Source organism: Streptomyces humi, from assembly GCF_001005085.2.
Lineage (GTDB): Bacteria > Actinomycetota > Actinomycetes > Streptomycetales > Streptomycetaceae > Streptomyces > Streptomyces humi.
In genome coordinates this window covers 198,664-222,614 of sequence record NZ_LBMU02000037.1, presented here as the reverse complement: position 1 = coordinate 222,614, position 23,951 = coordinate 198,664, and the positions used below count along the sequence as shown (strand labels likewise).

Annotated in this window: 18 protein-coding genes and 1 pseudogene; 4 read left to right on the top strand and 15 right to left on the bottom strand. The window is 72.2% G+C overall.

The window, feature by feature from the left end; genetic code table 11:
• Window positions 1-11 precede the first annotated feature (11 nt).
• Window positions 12-1,181: a TerD family protein gene (locus AAW13_RS16975; RefSeq protein WP_046733031.1), complete on the top strand. Its 1,170-nt coding sequence runs from the start codon at window positions 12-14 to the stop codon at window positions 1,179-1,181.
• A gap of 18 nt (window positions 1,182-1,199) precedes the next feature.
• Here AAW13_RS16975 and AAW13_RS16970 read toward each other — a convergent pair whose 3' ends face one another.
• From AAW13_RS16970 to AAW13_RS16950, 5 genes are all read right to left on the bottom strand, one after another.
• Window positions 1,200-2,069: a carbohydrate ABC transporter permease gene (locus AAW13_RS16970; RefSeq protein ID WP_107483342.1), complete on the bottom strand. Its 870-nt coding sequence runs from the start codon at window positions 2,067-2,069 to the stop codon at window positions 1,200-1,202.
• Window positions 2,059-3,057, bottom strand: coding sequence for a carbohydrate ABC transporter permease (locus AAW13_RS16965; RefSeq protein ID WP_046733030.1), 999 nt, complete (start codon window positions 3,055-3,057; stop codon window positions 2,059-2,061). Before AAW13_RS16965 ends, AAW13_RS16970 begins: the two co-directional genes overlap by 11 nt.
• Window position 3,058: 1 nt before the next feature.
• Entirely contained in the window at window positions 3,059-4,363 is a 1,305-nt protein-coding gene (locus AAW13_RS16960) for an ABC transporter substrate-binding protein (RefSeq protein ID WP_046733029.1), read from the bottom strand.
• A gap of 170 nt (window positions 4,364-4,533) precedes the next feature.
• Window positions 4,534-5,586, bottom strand: a complete 1,053-nt coding sequence (locus tag AAW13_RS16955) for a LacI family DNA-binding transcriptional regulator (protein WP_107483341.1) — start codon at window positions 5,584-5,586, stop codon at window positions 4,534-4,536.
• A 352-nt stretch (window positions 5,587-5,938) separates the two neighbouring features.
• Window positions 5,939-8,296 (bottom strand): XRE family transcriptional regulator, encoded by a 2,358-nt coding sequence (locus AAW13_RS16950; protein ID WP_079178838.1) that lies wholly within the window; start codon window positions 8,294-8,296, stop codon window positions 5,939-5,941.
• A gap of 141 nt (window positions 8,297-8,437) precedes the next feature.
• Here AAW13_RS16950 and AAW13_RS16945 point away from each other — a divergent pair, with 141 nt between their 5' ends.
• Window positions 8,438-9,271, top strand: coding sequence for an alpha/beta fold hydrolase (locus AAW13_RS16945; RefSeq protein ID WP_046733028.1), 834 nt, complete (start codon window positions 8,438-8,440; stop codon window positions 9,269-9,271).
• A 212-nt stretch (window positions 9,272-9,483) separates the two neighbouring features.
• On the opposite strand, the gene AAW13_RS16940 is transcribed toward AAW13_RS16945, so the two are convergent.
• The 5 genes from AAW13_RS16940 to AAW13_RS16920 all read right to left on the bottom strand — a co-directional run bounded on the left by AAW13_RS16940 (window position 9,484) and on the right by AAW13_RS16920 (window position 16,551).
• A complete protein-coding gene (locus AAW13_RS16940) occupies window positions 9,484-10,500 on the bottom strand; it encodes a 1-aminocyclopropane-1-carboxylate deaminase (protein ID WP_046733027.1) in 1,017 nt (338 codons plus the stop codon).
• A gap of 22 nt (window positions 10,501-10,522) precedes the next feature.
• Window positions 10,523-11,179: a GntR family transcriptional regulator gene (locus AAW13_RS16935; RefSeq protein ID WP_046733026.1), complete on the bottom strand. Its 657-nt coding sequence runs from the start codon at window positions 11,177-11,179 to the stop codon at window positions 10,523-10,525.
• Window positions 11,180-11,306: 127 nt separating this feature from the next.
• Window positions 11,307-12,899, bottom strand: coding sequence for a TROVE domain-containing protein (locus AAW13_RS16930; RefSeq protein WP_046733025.1), 1,593 nt, complete (start codon window positions 12,897-12,899; stop codon window positions 11,307-11,309).
• A 490-nt stretch (window positions 12,900-13,389) separates the two neighbouring features.
• On the bottom strand, window positions 13,390-14,832 hold the full coding sequence (locus AAW13_RS16925; RefSeq protein WP_046733024.1) for an alkaline phosphatase PhoX: 1,443 nt from the start codon (window positions 14,830-14,832) through the stop codon (window positions 13,390-13,392).
• A gap of 288 nt (window positions 14,833-15,120) precedes the next feature.
• The gene (locus AAW13_RS16920; RefSeq protein ID WP_046733023.1) at window positions 15,121-16,551 is read right to left on the bottom strand and encodes a hypothetical protein; all 1,431 of its coding nucleotides are present in this window, start codon (window positions 16,549-16,551) and stop codon (window positions 15,121-15,123) included.
• Between the two features lie 338 nt (window positions 16,552-16,889).
• On the opposite strand from AAW13_RS16920, the gene AAW13_RS16915 reads away from it, so the two are divergent.
• Entirely contained in the window at window positions 16,890-18,716 is a 1,827-nt protein-coding gene (locus tag AAW13_RS16915) for an endonuclease/exonuclease/phosphatase family protein (RefSeq protein ID WP_046733022.1), read from the top strand.
• A 76-nt stretch (window positions 18,717-18,792) separates the two neighbouring features.
• On the opposite strand, the gene AAW13_RS16910 is transcribed toward AAW13_RS16915, so the two are convergent.
• The 3 genes and pseudogenes from AAW13_RS16910 to AAW13_RS16900 form a co-directional block, all read right to left on the bottom strand.
• A complete protein-coding gene (locus AAW13_RS16910; protein WP_046733021.1) occupies window positions 18,793-19,530 on the bottom strand; it encodes an SRPBCC family protein in 738 nt (245 codons plus the stop codon).
• Between the two features lie 281 nt (window positions 19,531-19,811).
• Window positions 19,812-20,396: pseudogene (locus AAW13_RS16905) on the bottom strand (helix-turn-helix domain-containing protein); the annotation flags it as partial.
• A gap of 89 nt (window positions 20,397-20,485) precedes the next feature.
• Window positions 20,486-20,968, bottom strand: coding sequence for a hypothetical protein (locus AAW13_RS16900; protein ID WP_052768709.1), 483 nt, complete (start codon window positions 20,966-20,968; stop codon window positions 20,486-20,488).
• A 176-nt stretch (window positions 20,969-21,144) separates the two neighbouring features.
• Between AAW13_RS16900 and dapA the strand changes: the two genes are divergently transcribed.
• Window positions 21,145-22,059 (top strand): 4-hydroxy-tetrahydrodipicolinate synthase, encoded by a 915-nt coding sequence (dapA, locus tag AAW13_RS16895; protein WP_046733019.1) that lies wholly within the window; start codon window positions 21,145-21,147, stop codon window positions 22,057-22,059.
• Here the strand turns inward: dapA and AAW13_RS16890 are convergent, their stop codons facing one another.
• Together AAW13_RS16890 and AAW13_RS16885 are read right to left on the bottom strand one after the other, a co-directional pair.
• Window positions 22,060-23,289: a hypothetical protein gene (locus tag AAW13_RS16890; protein ID WP_046733018.1), complete on the bottom strand. Its 1,230-nt coding sequence runs from the start codon at window positions 23,287-23,289 to the stop codon at window positions 22,060-22,062.
• On the bottom strand, window positions 23,286-23,846 hold the full coding sequence (locus AAW13_RS16885) for a SigE family RNA polymerase sigma factor (protein WP_046733017.1): 561 nt from the start codon (window positions 23,844-23,846) through the stop codon (window positions 23,286-23,288). The genes AAW13_RS16890 and AAW13_RS16885 overlap by 4 nt, the downstream gene beginning before the upstream one ends.
• Window positions 23,847-23,951: the final 105 nt, after the last annotated feature.

The window sequence follows — 23,951 nt, the reverse complement described above, 5'->3', positions numbered from 1 at the left end:
GCATGACAGCTATGACCCCTGGCTCGAACATCCCGCTCTCCGCCTCCCGGGTGGCGGTGGACGTCGCCGCTCCGGTGCGGCTCGACGTGTCGGGCCTGCTGCTCACGGGCGACGGCAAGGTGCGCTCCGACGACGACTTCATCTTCTACAACCAGCCGACGGGCGCGGGCGTGACCTACCGCTCGGGCGGCGGTGCCGCACCCGACGCGATCATCGTCGACACCGCCTCGGTCCCTCCGGGCATCGAGAAGATCGTGGTCACCGCGAGCCCCGACGCCGCGGGCCAGACCTTCCAGGGCATCGAGCCGACGGCGACGATCCGCAACGCGGACGACGGCTCGGTGCTGGCCACGTTCACGCCCCCGCAGCTGGGCGCGGAGACGGCCCTGGTGGTCGTGGAGATCTACCTGCGGGGCGGTGCGTGGAAGGCCCGCGCGGTCGGCCAGGGGTACGCGGACGGGCTGGCCGGCATCGCCACGGACTTCGGGGTGACGGTGGAGGAACCGGCCGCGGCGGCGCCCCCCGCCCCCGCGGTCCAGCCGGTGCCGGCCGCCGCTCCCCCGATGCCGTCCGCGCCGCCCGCCGCCCCCGCCCCCGGCGCCGGGAAGATCAACCTCGACAAGGGCCGGGTCAGCCTCCAGAAGAACCAGACCGTGTCCCTGGTCAAGGGCGGCAGCCCGCTGCTCTCCCAGGTCAAGATGGGTCTGGGCTGGGAGCCCGCGTTCCGCGGCAAGGACATCGACCTGGACGCCTCGGTCATCGCGTACGGCCCGCAGCGCGACCACGTCGACAGCTGCTACTTCGGCAAGCTGTCCATCCTCAACGGCGCGATCAAGCACTCCGGCGACAACCTGACCGGCGAGGGGGGCGGCGACGACGAGGTGATCGTGGTCGACCTCGGCCGGATCCCCCCGGAGGTCACCGGCCTGGTCTTCACCGTCAACTCCTTCTCCGGCCAGAAGTTCACGGAGGTCGCCAAGGCCTACTGCCGTCTCCTGGACGCCGCGACCGGCGAGGAGCTGGTCCGCTTCGACCTCACCAACGCCGAGGCGCAGACGGGCGTGATGATGGCGAAGCTGGTCCGGCAGTTCTCCGGCGAGTGGGACATGACCGCGATCGGTGACTTCGTGAAGGCACGGACGGTCCGCAACATGGTGAAGCCGGGGGCCCAGGCGCTGTAGCGGCCGCGCGCCGCGCCGTCACATCTTCGTCGCTCCCGCCGCCAGGTCCCGCAGGAACTGCCGGGCCCCGATCAGGAACACCACGATCAGCGGGAGCACGCTCATCAGCGCCCCCGCCATCACCACCGCGTAGTCCGTGTTGTAGGCGACGTTGAGGTTGGCGAGGGCGACCTGGAGGGTGACCTTGTCGGGGTTGACCATGACGACCAGCGGCCAGATGTAGTCGTTCCAGAGGCTGATGAAGGTGAAGATGCCGAGGAACGCGAGCGCGGGGCGGAACAGCGGCAGGGCCACCTGCCAGTACAGGCGGAAGAAGCCGGCCCCGTCGATGCGCCCGGCGTCGAGGAGTTCGTCGGGCAGGGAGTTCTGCGCGTACTGGCGCATCCAGAAGATGCCGAAGGCGTTGGCCGCCCCCGGGACGATCAGCGCCTTCAGGGTGCCGGCCCAGCCGAAGTGGGCCATGGTGACGAACTGCGGGACCAGTGAGAGCTGGGCCGGGATCATATAGGTGGCCAGCAGGATCCCGAACAGGAGCTTCCGCCCCGGGAACGCGTACTTGGCGAAGGCGAAGGCGGCCAGGGAGTCGAAGAACAGCACGAGCAGGGTGCCGACGGTGGCCACCACGACCGTGTTGAAGAGCGAGGTGAAGAAGTCGATCCGGTGGATCACCTCCCGCATGTTGTGCAGGAGCTGGCCGCCGGGCAGCAGCCGGGGCGGGTAGGCCAGGATGTCCTGGGTGGTGACGGAGGCCATCACCACCAGCCAGTAGAACGGGAACAGCGAGACCAGCACCCCGAGGAGCAGGGCCACGCGGACGGCGATCCGGGTCGTCCTGCTCCCGGCTCCGATGGCGAGCCCCGCGTTCGAGGCGGTGCGTTCAGCGGCCACGGCCGGTCTCCTTCCCGAGCGGGATGCCGGGGCGGTCGTCGCGGCCGGAGCCGGACACCAGCCGCCAGTTGATGATCGCGAACAGCGCGATGACCGCGAAGAGCAGCCAGCCCATCGCCGCCCCGTAGCCGAACTGGAGGTCGTTGAAGGACTTCTGCCACAGATAGAGCACGATCGTCATGCCTTCCTGTCCGGGACCGCCCGCGGTGCCCGGGTCGTCCGAGTAGAAGAGCACCTGCGGCTCGGTGAAGATCTGGAGGCCGTTGATGGTGGACGTGATGACGGCGAACAGGATCACCGGCCGCAGCTGCGGCACCACCACCCGGAAGAGCAACTGCCTGCTGTTCGCCCCGTCCACCCGGGCGGCCTCGAACAGCTCGGTGGGGATGGCCTGGAGACCGGCCAGGAAGATCAGGGCGTTGTACCCCACCCACCGCCAGATGATCATGATGGCGATCGCCGACTTGATGCCCAGCGCCGAGGTGAGCCAGCCCACGCCGTCCGCCCCGACCGCCTTGAACAGCGAGTTGGCCAGGCCCGCCTGGGCGAAGACCGAGCCGAAGACGATCGTCATCGCGACCATCGAGGTGACGTTCGGGATGAAGTACGCCACCCGCCAGGCGGCGGAGAACCGGGTCTGCGAGTGCAGCAGGAAGGCGAGGACCAGCGCCAGGAGCAGCATCGGCACCGTGGACAGGAACCAGATCTCGAAGGTGTTGAGCAGGGCGTGCCAGAACACCGAGTCGTGCAGCAGCCAGTAGTACTGGCGGAAGCCCACGAACTTCATGTCCCCGATGCCGTCCCAGTCCTGGAAGGACAGGTACAGCGAGAACCCCACCGGGAACGCCCCGAAGACGGCGAAGAGCAGGTAGTACGGCGAGATGGCGGCGTACGACGGGAGGTGGCGCCGCAGACGGCCGCGCGGGGCCCGGGCCCGGACCGGCTCCGTGACGTCCGCCGCCGACGAGGTCTGTGCCACTGCGGCCATGTCAGCTCACCCCCCGCTGGGCGAGCGCGGTCCTGGACGCGTCCATGGCGTCCCGCCACGCCTTGTCGGGGTTCTTGCCGAGCGTCTCCACGTTCGTGAGCTCCTGGTAGACCGGGGTGTTCGCGGTGTTCTCGTAGGCGCTGAAGAAGATGACCGGGGCCTTCTCGGCGGCCGGTCCGAAGACGTCGACGGGGATCTGACCGCCGAAGAAGGGATCGGGCCTGCGCATCGCCGGCTGGTCGTAGGCGGCCGGAGTGGTGGGGAAGAGCGCCATCTCCTGGTAGCTCTTCAGCTGGTTCGCGGGGCCGAGCAGCCACTTCAGGAAGGCGAACGCCCCTTCCGGGTCACGGCAGTAGCGGGTGATGCCGACGTACGAGCCGCCGTAGTTGCCCGGGCCGCCGGGCATCGAGGTCAGCCGCCACTTCCCCGCGGTCTTCGGGGCGGTGTCCTTGAGGCCGTTGATGTACCAGACGGCGGTGTTCATCGAAGCGATACGGCCGCCCCCGAGCGCGGAGTTGAAGTCGGGCGTGCCGTCCAGGACGCGGGCGCTCAGCCCCTGCCGGTAGGTCTCCACGGCCAGGTCCCAGGCTCGCTTGACGTGTTCCTGGTCGCCGATGAAGTGGTTGTCGGCGTCGACGAACTGCTTGGGGCTCTGGTACAGCGCCATCCGGAAGACGTAGGCGATCTGCGAGATCAGGTAGGGGTGGCCGGGCGCCTTCGCCTTCAGGGTCTTTCCGACGTCGAGGTACTTCTCCCAGGTCGAGGTGGCCTCGGCGACGTCGGCCGGCTCGGTGGGCAGACCGGCCGCCTCGAAGAGGTCACGGCGGTAGTAGAGCGCGGTGGGGCCGGCGTCGAGCGGGAAGCCGATCATCCGGCCCGACGGACTGACGCAGCTCTTCCACTTCCAGGCCAGGTACTCGTTCTCGACCGCGTCCGCACCGAGGTCCCTCAGGTCCAGGAACTCGTTCTCGTCCGGGAAGTAGTCCCCGATCGGGGAGTTGAGGCAGGCCAGGTCCGGGACGTAGGCGCGGGCCGCCATGACCGTGCGCAGTCTGCCCCGGTAGTCGCCGGCGATCGGCGCGCCCTTCACCTTCAGTCCGGGGACGCCGGGGACCCCGCGGGCGGAGGTGGCGAGCAGCTTGTCGCTCAGGGACCCGTTCCAGTACCAGATGGTGAGGTGGTCGGTGCCCGCGGAGATCGAGCCGCTGCCCGTCCCGCATCCGGACAGGCCGAGCAGGGCGGACCCCGCGCCGCCCAGGGAGGCCCCCAGCAGCCGTCTGCGGGAGATCGTTCGGTGTGGTGCCATGCGCGTGCACTCGCTTTCCGGAACAAGGGGAGACAACGATGTCCAGCTCTGTCCGAGTCCCCGTGAACGTTCACGTGAACGTTGCCGACGAGTATTGAGGTGGCCGAAAAGGACAGTCAAGAGATGTGCAAGCGCCATCTGTTGACGTGATGTCAGGACGGTGCGGCGAATCAGGCCGAGGCCCGCACCACCAGTTGGGGGATCACCCAGGCGTCCGCGCCGGTCAGGGGCGCCTCACCGGCCCGGAGCCGGGCGACCTGCTCGACGGCCAGCATGCCGAGGCGGCGCTTGTCGATGTGCAGGGTGGTGAGCGCCGGCTCCACCAGTTCCCCCAGTGAGAGCCCGTCGAAGCCCAGTACGGCCAGGTCCTCCGGTACCCGCAGCCCGTGCCGCCGGGCGGTCCGGGTGGCGCCGATGGCGATGAGGTCGTTGAAGCCGACGACGGCGGTCACCTCGGGGTGCGCTTCCAGCAGCCGGGACATGCCGGCCGCGCCGCCCGCCACGCTGTGCTCGGAGCAGAGCACGATCCATCCCTGGTCGACCGGCAGTCCGTGCCGCCGGACCTCGTCGAGGAAGGCGGTCCGGCGGGGCCCCGGGCCGGAGAGGCCGTCGCCGTCCAGCAGGCCGATCCGGCGGTGCCCGGCCGCGACCAGATGGGCGATTCCCTGCTCCATGCCGGCCGCGACATCGATGCCGACGGCGCCGAACCGGGTCTGCTGCGGGCCGCGTTCGAGCAGGACGAGCGGTACGCCGCCGAGCAGGCGGCCCAGTTCCGCGTCGTCGTTCTTGAAGTAGCCGATCACCGCGTCGGCCTGGTGGGAGAAGACGTCGAGGGCCTCGCGCTCCCGGTCCGCGTCGGTGCGCGAGTCCCACACCACGACCTGCCAGCCGCGCTGCTCGGCCGCCTCCAGCACCCCGGCCGCCACCTCGGGGAAGAACGGGTTCATCAGGTCCGGGATCACCAGGCCGGTGGTCACCGTGCCCTTGCGGACCATGCCCCGGGCGAACCTGCTGGGCCGGTAGTCGAGGAGCCGGACCGCCTCCAGGACACGCTCCTTGGTGACCGGGTCGATCTCACCCTTGTCGTTGACGGCGCGGGAGACGGTCTGCCGGGAGACGCCGGCGAGGCGGGCGACGTCGTGGATCGTCGCGCGACGCCGGGGCCTGTCGGCCTGCCCGTCGCGAAGCTCGTGCTGTTCGCTGTCCGCCCACACGCTGTGCACTGTATCCGGCCACGACGGTACGGACGCCAGGACGGTGCGCCCACCGGCTCGGTCGGGGCGAGCCCGGCGTGCCGAGGGTGAAGCCCCGGGTGCCGAGGGCGTAGCCCCGGGTGCCGAGGGTGAAGCCCCGGGTGCCGAGGGCGTAGCCCCGGGTGCCGCGCGGCCGGGGCCTCTTCGCCGGTGCCGGAGGCGGAAGCGGCCGCGCGGACGGACGGGCGCACGGACAGGCAGGCGGCGCATGGGCGGGCGGGCTCATGGCCGGGCGCTCCGAGGGGGCCGACCGGGAGGGTGGTGCGGCCGGTGCTTCGGCTTCGGGGACCCGGTGCCGTTCCTGTGCGGTGGTCCGCGCGCCCTACCCGGCAGGCCGGCCGGTGCCGCTCCGGACGGCCTCGTGATCGTCGGGCGTACGTGCCGCGAGGCGCCCGAGCGAGGCCGCCGTGCGTTCCGCGGCGGCCGTGTCACCGGCCGCCGTGAACAGCTGGTGCGCCTCGGCGAGTCGGGTCCGTGCCTCGGCGGTCTTCCCGCAGTGCTCCAGGGCGGTGGCGAGGCCGGTGAGCGCCTGGGCCTTGAAGCGGTCGGTGCCGCCGTGGGTGGCCGGGGTGATGACGGCCCGGTAGGCCTCGACCGCGTCGGACCAACGCCGAAGGGCCAGCAGGTCACGGGCTATCTGGTGGCGCAGGATCGCCTGCGCGAACTCCTGGAAGCCGGGTGCGTCGCCCGCGTCCGTCCCGAGCAGGCCCCGGTGCACGGCCAACGCCTCCTCCGGGTGCCCCGATTCGCGCAGGGCGCTGCCCAGGACCCGGCGGGAGACCGCCTGCCCGGCCCGGTCACCGGTCGCCTCGAAGAGCCGTACGGCCTCCTCCGCGGCCCGGGCCGCCTCCGCCGGCCGGTCCAGTCTCGTACAGGCCCCGGCGATGTAGGTCCAGGCCCAGCCCTGTTGGCCGGTGTCCCCGGCCTCCGTCGCCAGCTCCAGTGCCTGACGGGCGTGCTCTTCGGCCTGTTGGTACTGGGCGCCGCCCACCGAGTACGTCCAGGCGAGGCAGTTGAGCTGGTGGGCCTGGGCCGCCCGGTCGCCGAGCGCGGCGGCGGAGCGGAGTCCGTAGGTGAACAGGGTGCGCCACTCGGGCCAGGTGTCCCAGCGGTCGGAGAACCAGTACAGCGTGCGCGCCGTGTGGACGATCTCCTCGTGCCGCCCGGCCTCGAACATGAGCCGCAACGCGCCCGCCCAGTGGGCGCGTTCGGTGCTGAGCCAGTGCTCCGCCTCCTCGGCGGACGCGGGGGCGAAGGCCGGGGTGGCTCCCGGCCACGGCTCGGGCGCGCCGGGTGCCTCGAACCAGCGGCCGGCCGCCGAGGCCGACCTGAGCAGCCAGTCCGCCATGCGCAGGGCGGCGGCCTCGACGGGCGGCGAGGGCTCCTCGGCGCGGAGCTGCTCGCGCGCGAAGAGCCGTACGAGATCGTGGAACGCGTAGCGGCCCGGCGTGGGCTCCTCCAGCAGCCCCCGCTCGACCAGCAGATCGAGGGCGTCCCGGACCGCGACCGGGTCGTCGTCGCCGGTGAGTACGGCCGCGAGGTGGGGTCCGGTCTCATGGCCGGGGAGCAGGCCGAGCCGGCGGAACAGCAGCCTGCGGGGAGCGGTGAGCTGGCGGTAGGAGAGGGCGAGCGCGCCGCGTACCGCCAGGTCGCCCGCGACCAGGGTGCCCAGCCGCTCCTCCTCGTCGGCGAGTTGGTCCGCCAGCCGGGCGGGGGTCCAGGCGGGGCGACTGGAGAGGCGGTTGCCGGCGATCCGCAGGGCCAGCGGGAGATGCCCGCACAGTTCCGCCAGCCGGCCGATCCCCTCCGCCTGGTCTTCGGCACGCGGTGTACCGAGGATGCGTTCCAGCAGCGTCACCGACTCCCTGCCGCTGAGGGCGCCGAGCCTGATCCGCCGGACGCCCTCCAGCCCCGTCAGCGGCCGTCGGCTGGTGACGAGTACGAAGCTGCCCTCCGCGTCCGGCAGCAGCGGCCTGGCCTGTGTCTCGTCGGCCGCGTCGTCGAGGACGACCAGTACCCGCCGGGTGCTGAGCGTGGCCCGGTAGACGGCCTCGCGTGCCACCGGGTCCACCGGGATCCGGTCGGGCGGGTGCCCGAGTGCCGTCAGCAGCAGGACCAGTGCCTCGGCCGCGGGCACGGGTGTGTCGCTCATGCCGTGCAGTTGCACGCCGACGCAGCCGTCCGGGAAGTGCTCCCGCGCCAGTTGCCGCGCGGCCTGCGCGGCGAGCGTCGTCTTGCCCTGCCCGCCCGGTCCGAAGAGGACCACCGCGCGGGTGCCGGCACCCCTGGCGAGCGCTTCCAGATCGGCCAGTTCCCGCCCGCGTCCGGTGAAGTCCGGGATGGTGCGCAGGAGGTACGGCGGCGCGGCCGGCGCACCGCGTTCCCGGCCGGCGTCGGCCAGCCGCTGTAGTCGCTGCCGCTGTTCGCCGTCCAGTCCCAGGGCGGCGGCGAGCGCGTCGACGGTGCGGCGCTGCGGTCCGCGGCTGCGTCCGCGTTCCATGTCGCCCAGGGCGCGGACGCTGACGCCGGACGCGTGCGACAGCTGCTCCAGGGTCAGCCGGGCCGTACGGCGCAGGGAACGCAGCAGCACACCGAACGCGGTGCCGCCGAGGGTCGTGTCAGGGGGAAGGCCGTGGGTCGTGTCAGGGGGAGGTTCAGGAGAAGAGGAACGTCTGGTCATCACGACAATTAGACCAAGCGCGAACAAGCGCTCGCTGCTTCCGCCTGCACTTCTGCCTGCACTTCTGCCTGCACTTCTGCCTGGCGGCGGTCCGGCGGCGGTGGTGAGCTGGACTCTCCGAACCCAGGAGGACGAACCGTCATGCCGTACATCACCGTTGGCGAAGAGAACAGCGCTCCGATCGAGCTCTACTACGAGGACCACGGCACCGGACAGCCCGTCGTGCTGATCCACGGGTACCCGCTCGACGGGCACTCCTGGGAGAAGCAGCTGCCGGCCCTGCTGGCGGCCGGACACCGCGTCATCACCTACGACCGCCGCGGCTTCGGCCGGTCCTCGCAGCCGACCACGGGCTACGACTACGACACCTTCGCCGCCGACCTCGACAAGGTGCTCACCGCGCTCGACCTGACGGACGCGGTCCTGGTCGGCTTCTCGATGGGTACCGGCGAAGTGGGCCGCTACCTGGGCGCGTACGGCTCCGGCCGGGTCGCCAAGGCGGTCTTCCTGGCCTCCCTGGAGCCCTTCCTGCTGAAGACCGACGACAACCCGGCCGGTGTCGACCAGGCGGTCTTCGACGGCATCCTGGACGCGGTCACCAAGGACCGGTACGCCTACTTCACCGCGTTCTACCAGGACTTCTACAACCTCGACGAGACGCTGGGCAGCCGGATCAGCGAGGAGGCCGTCCGCAACAGCTGGAACGTGGCGGCCGGTGCCTCCGCCCACGCCTCCGCGGCCTGCGTACCGACCTGGATCACCGACTTCCGCGCGGACGTGGCGAAGGTCGACGTCCCCACGCTGATCCTGCACGGCACCGGGGACCGCATCCTGCCCATCGACGCGACCGGGCGTCCGTTCCACGCGCTGCTGCCGTCGGCCGAGTACGTGGAGGTCGAGGGTGCCCCGCACGGCCTGCTGTGGACGCACGCCGAGGAAGTGAACGCCGCACTGCTGTCGTTCCTCGCCAAGTAGCGTCCCCCACCCGTCCGGCCGGACACCCGCCCCGCGGTCCGGCCGGACGCCGGGGATCCGGCCGGACCGCGGGGCGGGAGTGTCCGCGACGGCCGGTGTCGAAAGCCGTGTACCAGCCGTGCACACGGCGGCCGCCGCTCCACGCCGGACGGCGCCGGCGTGCGGACGTCGGGCCGCACCGCGCCGCCCGGGCGTGCCCCGGACGCGGGCGGCTAGAAGAGGGCGCTGTACGCGTTCAGGGCCGGCTGGCCGCCGAGGTGGGCGTAGAGGACCGTGGAGCCGGCGGCGATCTCGCCCCGTTCGACCAGGTCGATCATGCCCGCCATCGACTTCCCCTCGTACACCGGGTCCGTGACCATGCCCTCCGTGCGGGCGGCGAGGCGCATCGCGGCCAGGGTGGTGTCGTCCGGGACACCGTAGACGCCCGCGTGGTAGCGCTCGTCCAGTTCGACGTCGTCGACGGTCAGTTCGCGCCCGAGGCCCAGGAGCCGGCCGGTGCGGTCGGCGATACGGGCGACCTGCTCCCGGGTCTCGACGGGCTTGGCCGAGGCGTCGATGCCGACGACCCGGCGCGGGCGCCCGCCCGCCTCCTCCAGCGCCGCGAACCCGGCGACCATGCCGGCCTGCGTCGAGCCGGTCACCGAGCACACGATCACCGTGTCGAAGAAGACGCCCAGCTGCCGCTCCTGCTCGGCCACCTCGTAGGCCCAGCCCGCGAAGCCGAGCCCGCCGAGCGGGTGGTCGGAGGCACCGGCCGGGATGGCGTACGGCTTGCCGCCGGACTCCTCCACCTCGCGCAGCGCCAGCTCCCAGCTCTCCTTGAAGCCGATCCCGAACCCGGCCCGGACGAGACGTACGTCGGCTCCGGCCAGCCTGCTGATCAGGATGTTGCCGACCTTGTCGTAGACCGCGTCCGGCCACTCCACCCAGCTCTCCTGCACCAGCACGCACTTGAGACCCGCGCGGGCGGCGACAGCCGCCACCTGGCGGGTGTGGTTGGACTGCACCCCGCCGATGGAGACGAGGGTGTCGCAGCCCTTGGCGAGCGCGTCCGCGACCAGGTACTCCAGTTTGCGCGTCTTGTTCCCGCCGTAGGCGATCCCGGAGTTGCAGTCCTCCCGCTTGGCCCACAGCGCGGCACCGCCGAGGTGGGCGGTGAGGCGCTCCAGCGGGTGGACGGGCGAGGGGCCGAAGAGCAGCGGGTAACGGTCGTACGAGGAAAGGGACATGGGGTGCCTCCTGGAGGAGCGGTCAGTCGGTGGTGTCGTCGTCTGCCACGTCCCCGAGGGTGTGCCAGATGTCCGCGGTGACCCGCGCGGCCGCGTCCGCGTCACCCGCCGCGCAGGCTTCGATCAGACGCTCGTGGAGTCCGGCCGAGCGGCAGGAGCCGCCCTCACCGAAGCGGCGGCGCTCCAGACGGCGGATGAGCGGGGTGTAGCGGGCGACGGTGGCGGCGGCGGCCCGGTTGCCGGCCACCCGGACCAGCACGTCGTGCAGTTCGTCGTCGGCACGCAGCGCCTCGTCCACGTCACCGGCCTGCACGGCGGCGGCGAAGCGGACGTTGGACACGCGCATCTCGTCCAGGTCGGCGTCCCGCAGCCGGGGTACGGCGGCCCGGGTGACCAGTTCGTGCATGGCGCCGACCACGGCGGCCGCGTCCCGCACCTCGGCGGCCACGACCGGGGTGACCCGGGTGTAGCTCTGCGGCTTGCTCTCCAGGAGCCCCTCGTCGACGAGCCGGGAGAACGCCTCCCGCACCGGGGCCCGGGACAGCCCCAGCCGCTCCGCCAGGTCGCTGTCGCGCACCACCGCGCCGGGTTCGATGTCACCGGCCACGATGGCGTCCCGGATGGCGGTGTAGGCGCGGTCCCTGAGCAGGGTGCGGGGCAGCGGTCGTAGAGCCTCCATAACTGAAATGTTAGATATCAGTCTGGGGCAGGGCAAGGGTGTGCGGGATACGGGTGTGGCCCGCACCCCCCGTGAAGGTGCGGGCCACGTTCGTGGGCCGGGGCCGGGGCCGGGGCCGGGGCCGCGGTCAGGCCGCCGCCGTCTCCCACGGCCAGTCGGCGTCCCGGGCGGCCTCCAGCAGCGGCACCATCCGGAAGGCCGCGTCGGAGAGGCCGCCGAAGGTGTGCCGGTTGCCCTTTCCGGAGGGACCGTGGCCCGCCCGGTGGCCGGCCAGGTTCCAGGTGTAGACCGGGACGTGTGCCGGGACCTGCTGGGTCGGGTCGCCGTGCCGGTGGTACGCGTACTGCTCGTCGGTGACGATCAGCACCCGGTCCTGCCCCCGGTAGTGCGAGCGGATCGCCGAGGTGGTGTCGGTGCCGCCCAGGTCGCCGAAGCGGTCCAGGACCCGCAGCACCGACTCGCCCTCACCGAACGTCAGCCGCCGGCTCGTGGTGCCGAACTCGACGAGGTCCGCGTCCGCCGCCCGCAGCGCGAGCGCCGTACCGAAGATCGCCGCCGCGTCGGCCCGGGTCAGGTCCGAACGGTCGGACAGCCGGGAGTAGAACATCGAGCCCGAGCGGTCGACGAGCACCAGCGTCCGGCCCGGCAGCGCGGGCACGGCGGCCAGCGAGTGGCCGAGCGCCCGCTCCAGCGCGTAGGCCCAGCGCAGGGACGGCGCGTGCCGGTACGCCGCGAGGTACCGGAACGGGAACTGCCGCGACCGCGCCACCTCCGCCGGATCGCTGATCCGGGCCGCCACCTCGGCGGCGACCTCGTCCGAGACCCCCGCCTCGTCGAAGTTCCGCAGGTTGCGCACGAGCGCCATGGTCCCCATCGAGGGGATCACGGCCTCCCAGGCCGCCTGGTCCATCGGTCCCTGGAGCCAGCCCGCCAGCGCCTCCCAGGTCAGGCCCGCCGCCGCGATCCGCTCGGCGCCGCCCGGTCCGGTGACGGCCGGCCGCCGCCGCTCGACGGGCAGGGCCATCAGTTCGCGGTGCGCGACGAGCACCGGGCTCGACCCGGGCGGTACGGCGGTGTCCGGGTGGTGCCGCCGGTCCAGGGCGTACCGGAACAGGTCGCCCTGCCCCGGCTGGTCCGGGTCCGGCGCCGCGTGCACCAGGTTGAGGACGTCGCCGAAGCGGTAGCCCTTGGCCGCGGTGTCGTACTTGAGCAGCGACCTGCCGTGGTAGAGCCGCCGTACGGCGTCGGCGATCCCGCGCTTGACGGGCTTGGGGACGGCGCGTCCGTAGGTGGCGGTCCAGTAGGCGAGCAGTTCGCCGGGCTCGTCCGGGCGCCGCAGCACGGAGGCGACGACCTGGCGGTTGGCCGGGCCGTCGGTGGCGTCCACGGCCAGCCGGGCGTGCACGTACTCGGCGGCGCCCACCAGCGAGGCGGTGCGCAGGTTGCCCTCGCCGCGCAGCCAGCCGAGCAGACCGGCGGTCCAGGCGGCGTCGGTGACGGCGAGCTCGCGCACGAGCTTCGCGAACCGGTCGTCGCGCTCGGCGCCGGTCTCGTAGAAGGTCTGCTGCGAGACGAAGTTGGACACGGCGAGCAGGAAGAGCTCGGAGCGCCTGTCCCGCTCCTGGCCGCGGCCGCCCTGGTAGGTACGGAGCACGCGACCCGTGGAGGTGACCCGTGAAGTGGGCCGTGCCCGGGCGGCCTTGGTGTTGAATCGCGCCATGATGAATTCCCCCCGAATTCGATGGAGTCTGGGAGGAGGCACAGAAATGGGGGTGTCCGAGAAAGAAAGGGGTCGGCGACGGTCGCTCACCACTGGCGCGTCTTCCATTCCGCCACACCGGCCCTGGGCCGATGACGGGATTCGAACCCGCACGGTTTCCCACCAGCTCCCGAAGTATCCGTCGCCTTCGCACCGGACACCCACCATGAACTGAGCCTCCCGAGGTCTGGTCGGCGGCGGCGCTGGATTCTCTGAGAAAGAAGGAGCCGCAGCCTGCGCACCGGGAGGTGCATGAAGTTTTGGTGTCCAGAGTTCGAGGCCGGCGGGACCGACGTAGGTGCTCTGACCCCTGAGCTACACCGGCGCGTCGTACCGGTGGCGGGACTCGAACCCGCGGCCGCCCCATTATCAGTGGAAGTAGGTCCTGCCTTCGCACCTGGACGTGCACAACCTTAGGAGGGCGGCCGCGAATCGAGCGAGCGAATTAAAATCAGCAGCGCTTCTGGCGCTTCCAGGGCCCCGTGATCGCGAGCATGATGCCCGGGGTCTGGATGTTGGCGTACAGGGTCCGGCCGTCGGGCGAGAAGGTGACGCCGGTGAACTCGCTGTACTCCGGCTCCTCTTCGGTGCCGATGTTGAGTTCGTTGCGGGCGATGGGATAGGTGCGGCCGCTGTCGGTGGCGCCGAACAGGTGCTGGAGGCCCTCGCCGTCCTCGGCGATGACGAGACCGCCGTACGGGGAGACGGTGATGTTGTCGGGTCCGTCGAAGGCGCCTTCCGCGGACGGGTCCGGGTTGACGCCGATGAGCACCTTCAGGGTGAGGGTGCGGCGCTTGGGGTCGTAGAACCAGACGGCGCCGTCGTGCTGGACGGGGCTCTCCGCACGGGCGTAGGAGGAGACGATGTAGGCACCGCCGTCGCCCCACCACATGCCCTCCAGCTTGCGGGCGCGGGTGACCTGGCCGGTGGTGAACTGCTTGCGGACGGAGGTGGTGCGCGCGTCGCGGTCGGGGACGTCCACCCAGTCGACGCCGTAGACCGTGCCGATCCGCGTGGCTCGGGAGAGGTCGTCGACGAACTGGCCGCCGGAGTCGAAGCACTTGAAGGCCTGGAGGGTACCCGCGTCGTCGGCGAGGGTGCGCAGCCTGCCGCGGCCGTGGTGGAAGCCCTGCGGCGGGGTCCAGCGGTAGAGCAGGCCGTTGGGACCGGAGGCGTCCTCGGTGAGGTAGAGGTGGCCGCGCCCGGGGTCCACGACGACGGCCTCGTGGGCGTACCGGCCCAGTGCCTTGACGGGCTTGGGGTCGCGGTTGGCCCGGCGGTCCTCGGGGTCCACCTCGAAGACGTAGCCGTGGTCCTTGGTCATGCCGTTCGCGCCGGCCTTGTCCTCGGTCTCCTCACAGGTGAGCCAGGTGTCCCAAGGGGTGTTGCCGCCCGCGCAGTTGGTGGAGGTGCCGGCGATGCCGACCCACTCGGCGACATGGCCGCCGGGGCGGACCTCGACGACCGTGCAGCCACCGGCGGCGGCGGGGTCGTACACCAGGCCCTCGGTGAGCGGGACGGGGTGTTCCCAGTCGGCTCGCGGGCCCTTCAGCTCGTGGTTGTTGACGAGCAGGGTGGCGCCGCGGGGGCCGTCGAAGGTGGACGTGCCGTCGTGGTTGGACGGGGTGAACTCGCCGGATTCCAGCCTGGTCCGGCCGCTGTACGTGATGATCTCGTACCGGAAGCCGGCGGGGAGCGCGAGGATGCCGTCGGGGTCGGCGACCAGCGGCCCGTAGCCGACCCCGCCGTGCCCGTGCGCCGACTCGCCCTCGGCGGTGTCGGTGGCGGCGAGTGCGTTCGGGGCGGTGGCGAGCGCGCCGACGCTGCCGGCCAGCGCGACACCGGCACCGGTGAGCGCGGATTTCGCGGCGAAGTCCCTGCGGGTGAGCGACATGGTGTCTCCTGTGACGGTCGGAGTGCCGTGGAGGGTGGCGGACCTCAAGACGGCGCACACGCTCCCGGCCGCTCCTGAACGCCGGTTGAACACCGGGCGACTTCGGCTTCGGCTGTTCCACGAATCCGTAAGCCCCGGCCCACGGAAGCCAAAAGTCCCGCCGCCCGGCCGGACCCCGGCCCAGTCCCGCCGTGCGGCCGGACCCGGCCGGACCCCGGGCCCAGTCCCTCCGCGCGGCCGGCCCTGGCCCAGTCCCGCCACGCAGTCGGACCCCGCCGGACCCCGGCCCTATCCCCCGTGCTGGGAGCGGGCCTTGAAGGCCGCCTTCCTGGCTTCCTTGGCCACCTTCTTGTCCGGGTGCAGGCGTCCCATCGCCTCCAGGACGTCCGCCGTGTCCGGGTGCTCCACCCGCCACGCCTCGCCGAAGAACCCGGCGTGCTGCCGGGCCAACCCCTCGACCAGGGCCTGGAGTTCCTCCGAGTTGCCCTCGGCCGCGAGCTGGGCGGCCACCGTGTCGATGGTCAGCCAGAAGATCATGTCCTGGGAGGGCTGCGGCACGCCCGCGGCGCCGCGTTCGGCCAGCCAGACCCGGGCCAGCCCGCCCAGTTCGGGGTCGTCCAGGACCTCACGGAGGGCCGGCTCGGCCTCGCCGCCGAGCAGCGACAGCGCCTGCTGGCAGCGGAGCCGGCGCAGCGGCGCCCCCGCGTCCCCGCCCCGCGCGGCGGCCAGCAGCTCCCGCGCGGCGGCGAGGGACTCCCGGCGGGCCAGCCACTGCTCGGTCTCGGCCTGCGCGGCCCCCTGCGGGAACGCGGCCGTTCCGTCGAGCAGCGCGTCCGCGCCCTTGTCCGCGAGTTCGCCGACCGCCGGGGCCTCGAAGCCCGCCTCCAGCAGCCGCGCCCGCAGCCCGTACGCGCCGAGCGGGGTGAGCCGCACCATGCCGTACCGGGAGACGTCGGTCTCGTCGACCGGCCCCGCCGCCGGTTCCTCCTCCGCGTCGGCCATCAGCGCCTCGTCGACCGGCTGGTACTCCACCAGCCCGACCGGCTCCAGCAGCCGGAACTGGTCGTCGAGCCGCATCATCGCGTCGGAGACCTGTTCGAGGACGTCGTTGGTGGGCTCGCCCATGTCACTGGGCACGATCATCGACGCGGCGAGCGCGGGCAGCGGCACCGGCGACGCGCCGGGACCGCCCTCGCTCACCGTCAGCAGATAGAGGTTGCCGAGGACGCCGTCGAGGAACTCGGCCTCCGCCTCGGGGTCCCACCCGAGTGACGTGAAATCGACCTCGCCGCCCTCGTCGAGCGCGTCGACAATTCCGTCCAGGTCGGGCACGCTCGCGTCGGCGATCACGGTCTCGAGCGCCGCCTGCCACACCGCGAGGACGTCGTGCGGCGAGCCGCCGGTGAGCTGCCCGAGCTCCGCCCCCGCCGTCACGGTGCCGGCCTCCTCGTCGGCGATCTCGACGAGCCCCGCGTCCACGGCGACCCGCCAGGCCTCGGCGGCGTACGCGACGGCGTCCTCCCCGGTGAGACCGAGCAGTTCGACGGCGGCCGGCAGCTGTTCCTCGGCCAGTTCGCCACCTGCGTCGACGCGGGTGTCCGGGCCGGCCCAGCGGGCGAGCCGGGCGGCCCGGGAGAGCAGCGGCGCGGCCAGCGCGGCACGCGCCAGCTCCGCTTCGGGACGCAACCGCACCGGCGGCAGGGGCGAGCTGTCTGACATCGGCTGGTTCTCCTCGGATGCCTGGGCGGTCGTACGGCTGCCACGCCGTGGCGACGTCCGTACGACCACCTGGACGCCGTACGGCTCAGCCGCTCAGCCTAGACGGATTTCCACCCATGCCGCCCGGTTCATCTCCCCGTCCGGTCCCGTACATGGCTGAAACCTTGACAACTCCCCTCGCCACACAGGAGATTGACGCGCGTAGAAAAGGGGGGACAAGTGTTCACTCTGTGTCTACGCGCGTCACATCCACGTCGCGTGTTCTGCACGCACGTGTCATGAACGTTCCATGGTTCACCCTCGTCCCGGCACGTCCGTATGTCCCCGGAGGGATTCCCTTGCCGAGCAGGTCTTCCGCGCGTCTCGCCGCGCTCACCGTCGCAGCCGTGTGCAGCGCCGCGTCCACCGTCGCCCTCACCTCGCCCGCCCAGGCCGACGGCCTGCGCATCCACGACGTCCAGGGCACCACGCGCATATCCCCGTACGCCGGCCAGAAGGTGACGGACGTCCCGGGCATCGTCACGGCCACGCGCACCTACGGCTCCTCCAAGGGCTTCTGGCTCCAGGACCCGACGCCGGACGACGACCCGGCCACCAGCGAGGGCGTCTTCGTCTTCACCAGCTCCACCCCGAAGGTCGCCGTCGGCGACTCGGTCACGGTGACCGGCACGGTCTCCGAGTACGTCCCGGGCGGTGCCTCGACCGGCAACCAGTCGCTCACCGAGATCACCAAGCCGACGGTCACCACCGTCTCCACCGGCAACGCGGTGCCGGCACCGGTCGTGATCGACAAGAAGTCGGTGCCGAGCGCGTACGCCCCGGCGGGTGACGCGGCCGCGGGCAACTCGATCAACGGCCTGACCCTGCGGCCGGAGAAGTACGCCCTGGACTACTACGAGTCGCTGGAGGGCATGAACGTCCGGGTCGAGGACGCCCGGGTGGTCACCGCCACCGACCCGTACGCCGAGCTGTGGGTCACGGTGAAGCCGCACGAGAACCGCACCGTCCGCGGCGGCTCGCTGTACCGCTCCTACCGCGACCAGAACACCGGCCGGCTACAGATCCAGTCCCTCGGCTCGACCGCCGACTTCCCGGTGGCGAACGTCGGTGACACGCTGGCCGGCGCCACGACCGGCCCCCTGGACTACAACCAGTACGGCGGCTACACCCTCGTCGCGAGCTCGCTGGGCACCCTGAGGAGCGGCGGCCTGGAGCGCGAGACGACGAAGAAGCAGTCGCACGGCGAGCTGGCGGTGGCGACCTACAACGTCGAGAACCTCGACCCCTCCGACGGCACCTTCGCCGCGCACGCGTCCGCGATCGTGCACAACCTCCAGTCGCCCGACATCGTGTCCCTGGAGGAGATCCAGGACAACAACGGCGCGACGGACGACGGCACGGTCGCCGCCGACGTCACGGTGAACAAGCTGATCGACGCGATCGTCGCGGCCGGCGGCCCGAAGTACGCCTGGCGCTCCATCGACCCGGTCAACGACCAGGACGGCGGCGAGCCCGGCGGCAACATCCGCCAGGTCTTCCTCTTCAACCCGGAGCGGGTCTCCTTCGTCGACCGCGCCGGCGGCGACTCCACCAGCGCGGTGGGCGTCACCAAGGTGCACGGCGAGGCGCAGCTGACGGCCTCCCCCGGCCGTATCGCCCCGGCGGACTCCGCCTGGACGGCCAGCCGCAAGCCGCTGGCCGGCGAGTTCGTCTTCCACGGCAGGACGGTCTTCGTGATCGCCAACCACCTCAACTCCAAGGGCGGCGACCAGGGTCTGACCTCGCAGTACCAGCCGGTGGTGCGCAGCTCGGAGACCCAGCGCCACGCTCAGGCGACGCTGGTCAACGCGTTCGTCAAGAACATCCTGGACGTCCAGAAGGACGCCGAGGTCATCGCGCTCGGCGACATGAACGACTTCGACTTCTCCGGCACCACCAAGATCCTGGAGCAGGGCGGCGCGCTCTGGTCGGCGATCCAGTCGCTGCCCACGAAGGAGCGCTACACCTACGACTACCAGGGCAACGAGCAGGTCCTGGACCAGATCCTGATCAGCAAGAAGATCCGCGGCGACGGCGACTTCGCGTACGACAGCGTGCACATCAACTCGGAGTTCCACGACCAGATCAGCGACCACGACCCGCAGGTGCTGCGCTTCCGCCCGTAGCGGCCATGGCGGCCACAGCAGTCGCAGCGGCCGGAGCAGTAGCAGCGGCCGGAGCGGTCGGAGCGACGGCGGCGGTTCAGGACTGGCCGAACACCCCGTTCAGCCAGTCCTGCCAGGCGGCCTCGTTCGCCCGGGCGTCGGCGTCCGGCGCGAAGTCGTGCACGCTGATGCCGACGGGGGCACCCCAGTGGTTGCGTCCGAAGAACCGGACGAGGGCGTCGTCGGTGCGCAACCCGACGAAGTACGGGTCGCGGTGGTCGACCACCGCGTCCAGGGTCCGCCCGCCGGGCCCGCGGACGCCCGCCTTGGTGCCCTCGGCCGTGTCGTCCGGCAGGCCGAGGGCCCGGGTCACGGCGTCGAAGGCGTCCGGCGCCCGGGACGCCTCCGGCCCGTTCAGCTGGGCGAAGGTGACCGGGCGGGGCGCGAAGTGGGTGAGGTACTCGCGCAGGGTGTGCAGGTAGAAGTCGGTGTGCCGGTTCGCGCCGTCGTACTGGTTGTCCCAGTCGTCGGTGAAGATCCCGCTGTGCACGTAGCGCACCCAGGCACGGCGGCCGCCGTCCCGGGGCTCGACCAGATGCTCCAGCTGGTTGGCGCTCTGGGTCGGGAACCCTACGTCCTCGCTGCGGGTGATCAGGTGGTGCGGCGGATCATAGGCGGCGACGGTGGACCCGAAGGCCGCCGCGCCGCCCACCCGGGGCTCGGGCGGCTCCATCGGCCACAGGTACGCACCGGTGCCGTTGGTGATCGCCTCCCACACCTCCGCGGGCGTGGCGTCGACCTCGAACTCACGGACGATCTCGAATTCCTTCGACATGACGGGGCTCCTGCTGCCTACTGGTCCAGTTCGGGGGTGTGCCGTTCACCGGCCGCGGGCGCCGGCGGCCCCCCGGCCGGGGACGACGGCGGTTCCGCGGCGGGGGACAACGGCGGTTCCGCGGCCGGGGCCGACGCAGGTTCCGCGGCCGCGAGGCCGGACGGCTCGCCAGCCGGTACGGCGGACGGCTCGCCAGCCGGGACGGCCGACGGCTCGGCGCCCGGGACGGCGGACGGCTCGGCCGTGTCCACGGCGGACGGTTCCTCCGCCGTGGACACCGGTGGTTCCTTGACCGTGGGATGGACGGCGACGACGATCCGGTGGTCACGGCCGCCGCCCGCGTCGGGCGCGTCGTACTTGCGGATGAGCGCGCTCACGCCCGCCGTCAGCTCCTGCACGAAGGCCGCCCGGTCGGCGGCGGAGGCGAAACGGACCTCGCCGTCCAGCGCGTAGGTCGCCAGCCGCTTGCGGGCCTTGGCGGCCCCGGTGATCAGCGTGCCGACGTCACGTACCAGCCGGGCGCCGAGCGCGAGCAGCCAGCGTGCGGAGAGCTGGTCCCGGAAGCGGTCCGGGTCCGGCTGTACGGCGGGCAGCGCGGCCGGTGAGATGACGTACGACGCGGCGGTCGCCCGCATCAGCCGTTCGGTGACGTTGCCCTTGCGCCGTTCCCCGGCCAGTTCGACCAGGCCGTGCCGTTCCAGCGCCCTGAGGTGGTAGTTCACCTTCTGCCGGGGCAGCCCGACCTTCCCGGCCAGCATCGTGGCCGACGCGGGGGCCGCGGCGAGTTCGGCGAGCAGCCGGGCCCGTACAGGGTCCAGCGACACGGCCGCCGCCTCGGGGTCCTCGATCACGGTGACATCCAGCATGGCCCCACCGTCTCACCGAAAAGTTTTTTTGTCCAGACGGTTCTGGTTTTCGGTGAGACGGTGGGGCCGACGGACCCCATGGGCGGATCTCAGTGGCGCCGGTACCGGCGCAGCACGCCCGCGGCCGCCATGCCCGCGGCGGCGAAGGCGGCACCGGCGATCAGGATCTGGCGCGGGCGGCGCAGGGCGGCCCTGACCGCCATCCGCGCGGGCTGCGCGAGAGGCCCCCGGGCGGCGTGCCCGGCGCCGGCGGCCTTCTCGGACGCGAGGTGTCCCGCCCGGCCGGCCTGCTCCTGGACGGCGTGCCCGGCCCCGAGTGCCCGCTCCTGGAGCGCGTGACGGGCCTTCAGCATCTGCTCCTGCGCCGCGTGACCGCCCTTGGCGGCCCGACTCTGCGCCTGGTGACCGGCCTTGGTCGCACCCTCGCGCAACTGCACGGTCAGGGCACCGGCCTTGTCCTTCAGATCGGCGGCACGGGCCTGGGTGCGCCCCTTGAGGTCGGCCTTCGCCGCCAACTCGCCCGCGCCCTCGGTCAGTCGAGCCCCCGTTTCACGTACGGTCCGCTTCGTCATCGTGCCCCTCCTGAGTGTCGTCGGCATCCACTCTGCTTGACACTCCGGCTACCCGGATCAGCGGCGATCAGCCCTGCCCGTCCCACCGTCGGCACTTACACGTCGTAGCATCCCTAAGACATGAACCGTAGAAGAATTAAGTAGAGCTAAGTCGTCATGGTGCCGAGACTACCCCCATGACGAACTCACACAGCGCATCCCCCTTCGGCCGCACCCTCTGTGCGATGGTCACGCCGTTCACCGCGACGGGGGCGCTCGACCTCGACGGGGCCCGGCGGCTGGCCGCCCGTCTCGTGGCAGACGGCTGTGACGGCCTGGTGGTGAACGGCACCACCGGGGAGTCGCCTACCACCACGGACACGGAGAAGGCGCAGCTGATCACGGCCGTCCGGGAGACGGTGGGCGAGGGGGTGCCGGTCGTGGCGGGCGTGGGCACCGCCGACACCCGGCACACCGTCGAACTGGCGCTGGCGGCGGAGAAGGCGGGCGCGGACGGCGTCCTGGTGGTGTCGCCGTACTACAGCCGGCCGCCGCAGGACGCCCTGGAGGCACACTTCCTCGACGTGGCGGAGGCGAGCGGGCTGCCGGTGATGCTGTACGACATCCCGGGCCGCACCGGCACCAGGATCGAACCGGAGACGATGATCCGGCTCGCCGCGCACCCCCGGATCGTCGCCGTGAAGGACTGCTCGTACGACTTCCTCGGCACCCAGAAGGTGCTGGCGCGCACCGGGCCGACGGAAACCGGGCTGGCGTACTACGCGGGCTGCGACGAGCACATCCTCGCCCTGTACGCGGTGGGCGCGGCGGGCTGTGTGAGCACGGTGGCGAACGTCGTGCCGGGCCGGGTCGCCGCGATCCTCGACGCTTTCGACGCGGGCGACACCGCGGGCGCGGCCCGACTCCAGCTGCGGGCCACGCCGTTGATCGAGGCGATGACGGCGGCGGGCCTGCCCGGCACGGTCACGGCGAAGGCCCTGCTCACCGCGCTGGGCCTGCCGGCCGGGCCGGTACGGGCGCCGCTGCGGCCCGCCGGCCGGGAGGCGGCCGACGGGCTGATGGCGGTGTACGAGGAGTTCACGGCCGCCTGATCAGCGGCGGACGAAGACCGGCTGCCACCCCTTGGTCTCCTCGAACATCTCCTTCTGGACCCCGCTCAGTGGCACGACCCGGTCGCTGCCGATCGTCACCAGCACGAGCCGGGGCTGGTACGGCTCGTCCAGGCCGGTCACCCGTTCCCAGGCGACGAGCCGCCGGTCGTCGGCCCAGGCGAGCAGTCCGGCGCCGCGGACCTTGGTGATCTCCTTTCCGGTGCGGGGATCGCGGATCGAGGAGTACGACTTCCCGGGGGCGATCTCCTTCGCCAGGCCGAGCGCGGCGAGCCGGCCGTCCGGGGAGAGCCGGGCGTCGACGTCCGCGCGCAGGTACCGCTCGTTCGCCGGACCGGCCGCCTTCTCGCCGTCGAGGTCGTAGAACTGCTGGGTGCCGTCGTGCTTGCCCAGGACCTGCGCGTACACCTGGTCGCCGGTGCGGCTGAACGAGAAGTCCGCGCGGGCGAGGGTGTCACGGTCGGAGGCGACCCCCGTCCAGGAGCCCTTTCCGGAGACCACGTCCACGTCGTAGAAGCCGGTCCGGGTGGACGTGCCCGAGGTGGGCCCCCAGCCCCAGCCGCCCTTGAGGTCCTGGTACTTGTGCCGTGCGTCGGGGTCGCCGTCGTAGGTCGTCGCCAGCAGCCGGGCCCCGTCGTACGAGAACGCGAGCCCGGCGACCGGGTGCTCGACGGGGATCCAGCGCTCGACCTTGCGGGTCGCGAGGTCGAGCAGACCGATCCGGCTCACGGGCAGGTTCCGCTCCAGCACGGCCGCCGTCCGCAGGCCCGGTGCGACGGCGACGACGGACCACCGGGAGTCCTTCACGTAGGTACCGGTCCCCGGGTCGAGCAGCCAGTAGGTGCGTTCGCTGCTGCCCTTCTTCTCCGTCTGCTTCTCCGTCCGCGGCACGGTGCGCCAGGTGTAGTAGGCGGCGAGCGCGGTCTGCCCGGCCGCGATCAGTTCGCGGGGCGGCGACTGGTCCGGGTGGCCGGCGATCCCGTTCCGCCCCACGACCCCGGACGGACGGACGTCGTTCCGCCCCGAGTCCAGCACCGGCACCGCCACGGCGACGGCGACCACGGCGGCCGTCGCGGCGGCCACCGCGGCGAGCCTGCGGCCGCGGCGGCGCCGGCGCACGGCCAGCACCCGGTCGGCGAAGCCCGGTACCGCGGGCGGCTGCTCCGCGGCCAGCTCCCGCAGGGAGTCACGCACGAGTTCCTCGATGTTCACGGCCGCACCTCCACGGGCGAGTAGTCACGGGACGGCGGCTGTTCGCGGCCGGGGTCCGGATCGAGGGCGGCCAGTTCGGGCGCGAGGGCGCGCAGCCGGGCCAGCGAGCGGTGGGCGGTGGACCGCACGGTGCCGACGGAGCAGCCGAGCAGCCGGGCCACGTCGGCCTCGGGGAGGTCCTCGAAGTAGCGCAGGACCAGGACGGTGCGCTGCCGGGCGGTGAGCCGGGACAGGGCGGCACGCAGCACGAGCCGCAGTTCGGCGGCGGACGTGGCGTCGGGGGCCGGTGAGCTCTCCGGCGGTTCGGCGACGCTGAGTTCGCGCCGGCGCCACTTCAGCCGCCACCGGCTGATCTGCTGCCGGTAGAGCACCTGCCGTACGTAGGCCTCGGGCTCCTCGATGCGCTGCCAGCGGCCGGCCGCCTTGATCAGGGCGTTCTGAAGGAGGTCCTCGGCGGCGTGCTGGTCACCGCCGGTCAGCAGCACGGCCGTCCTCAGCAGGGCCGTGGACCGACTGTCCACGAACTCCCGGAAGCTCTTCTGCGATTCCGCATCCATCGTCACCTTCTCTTCCCCCGGGCCCACCTCGTGTCCGGGCCCCGTATCCCTGGTGACGCGTGCGGAGCGGCGCCACTATGCCTGTCCGGCGCGGGAATATCCACC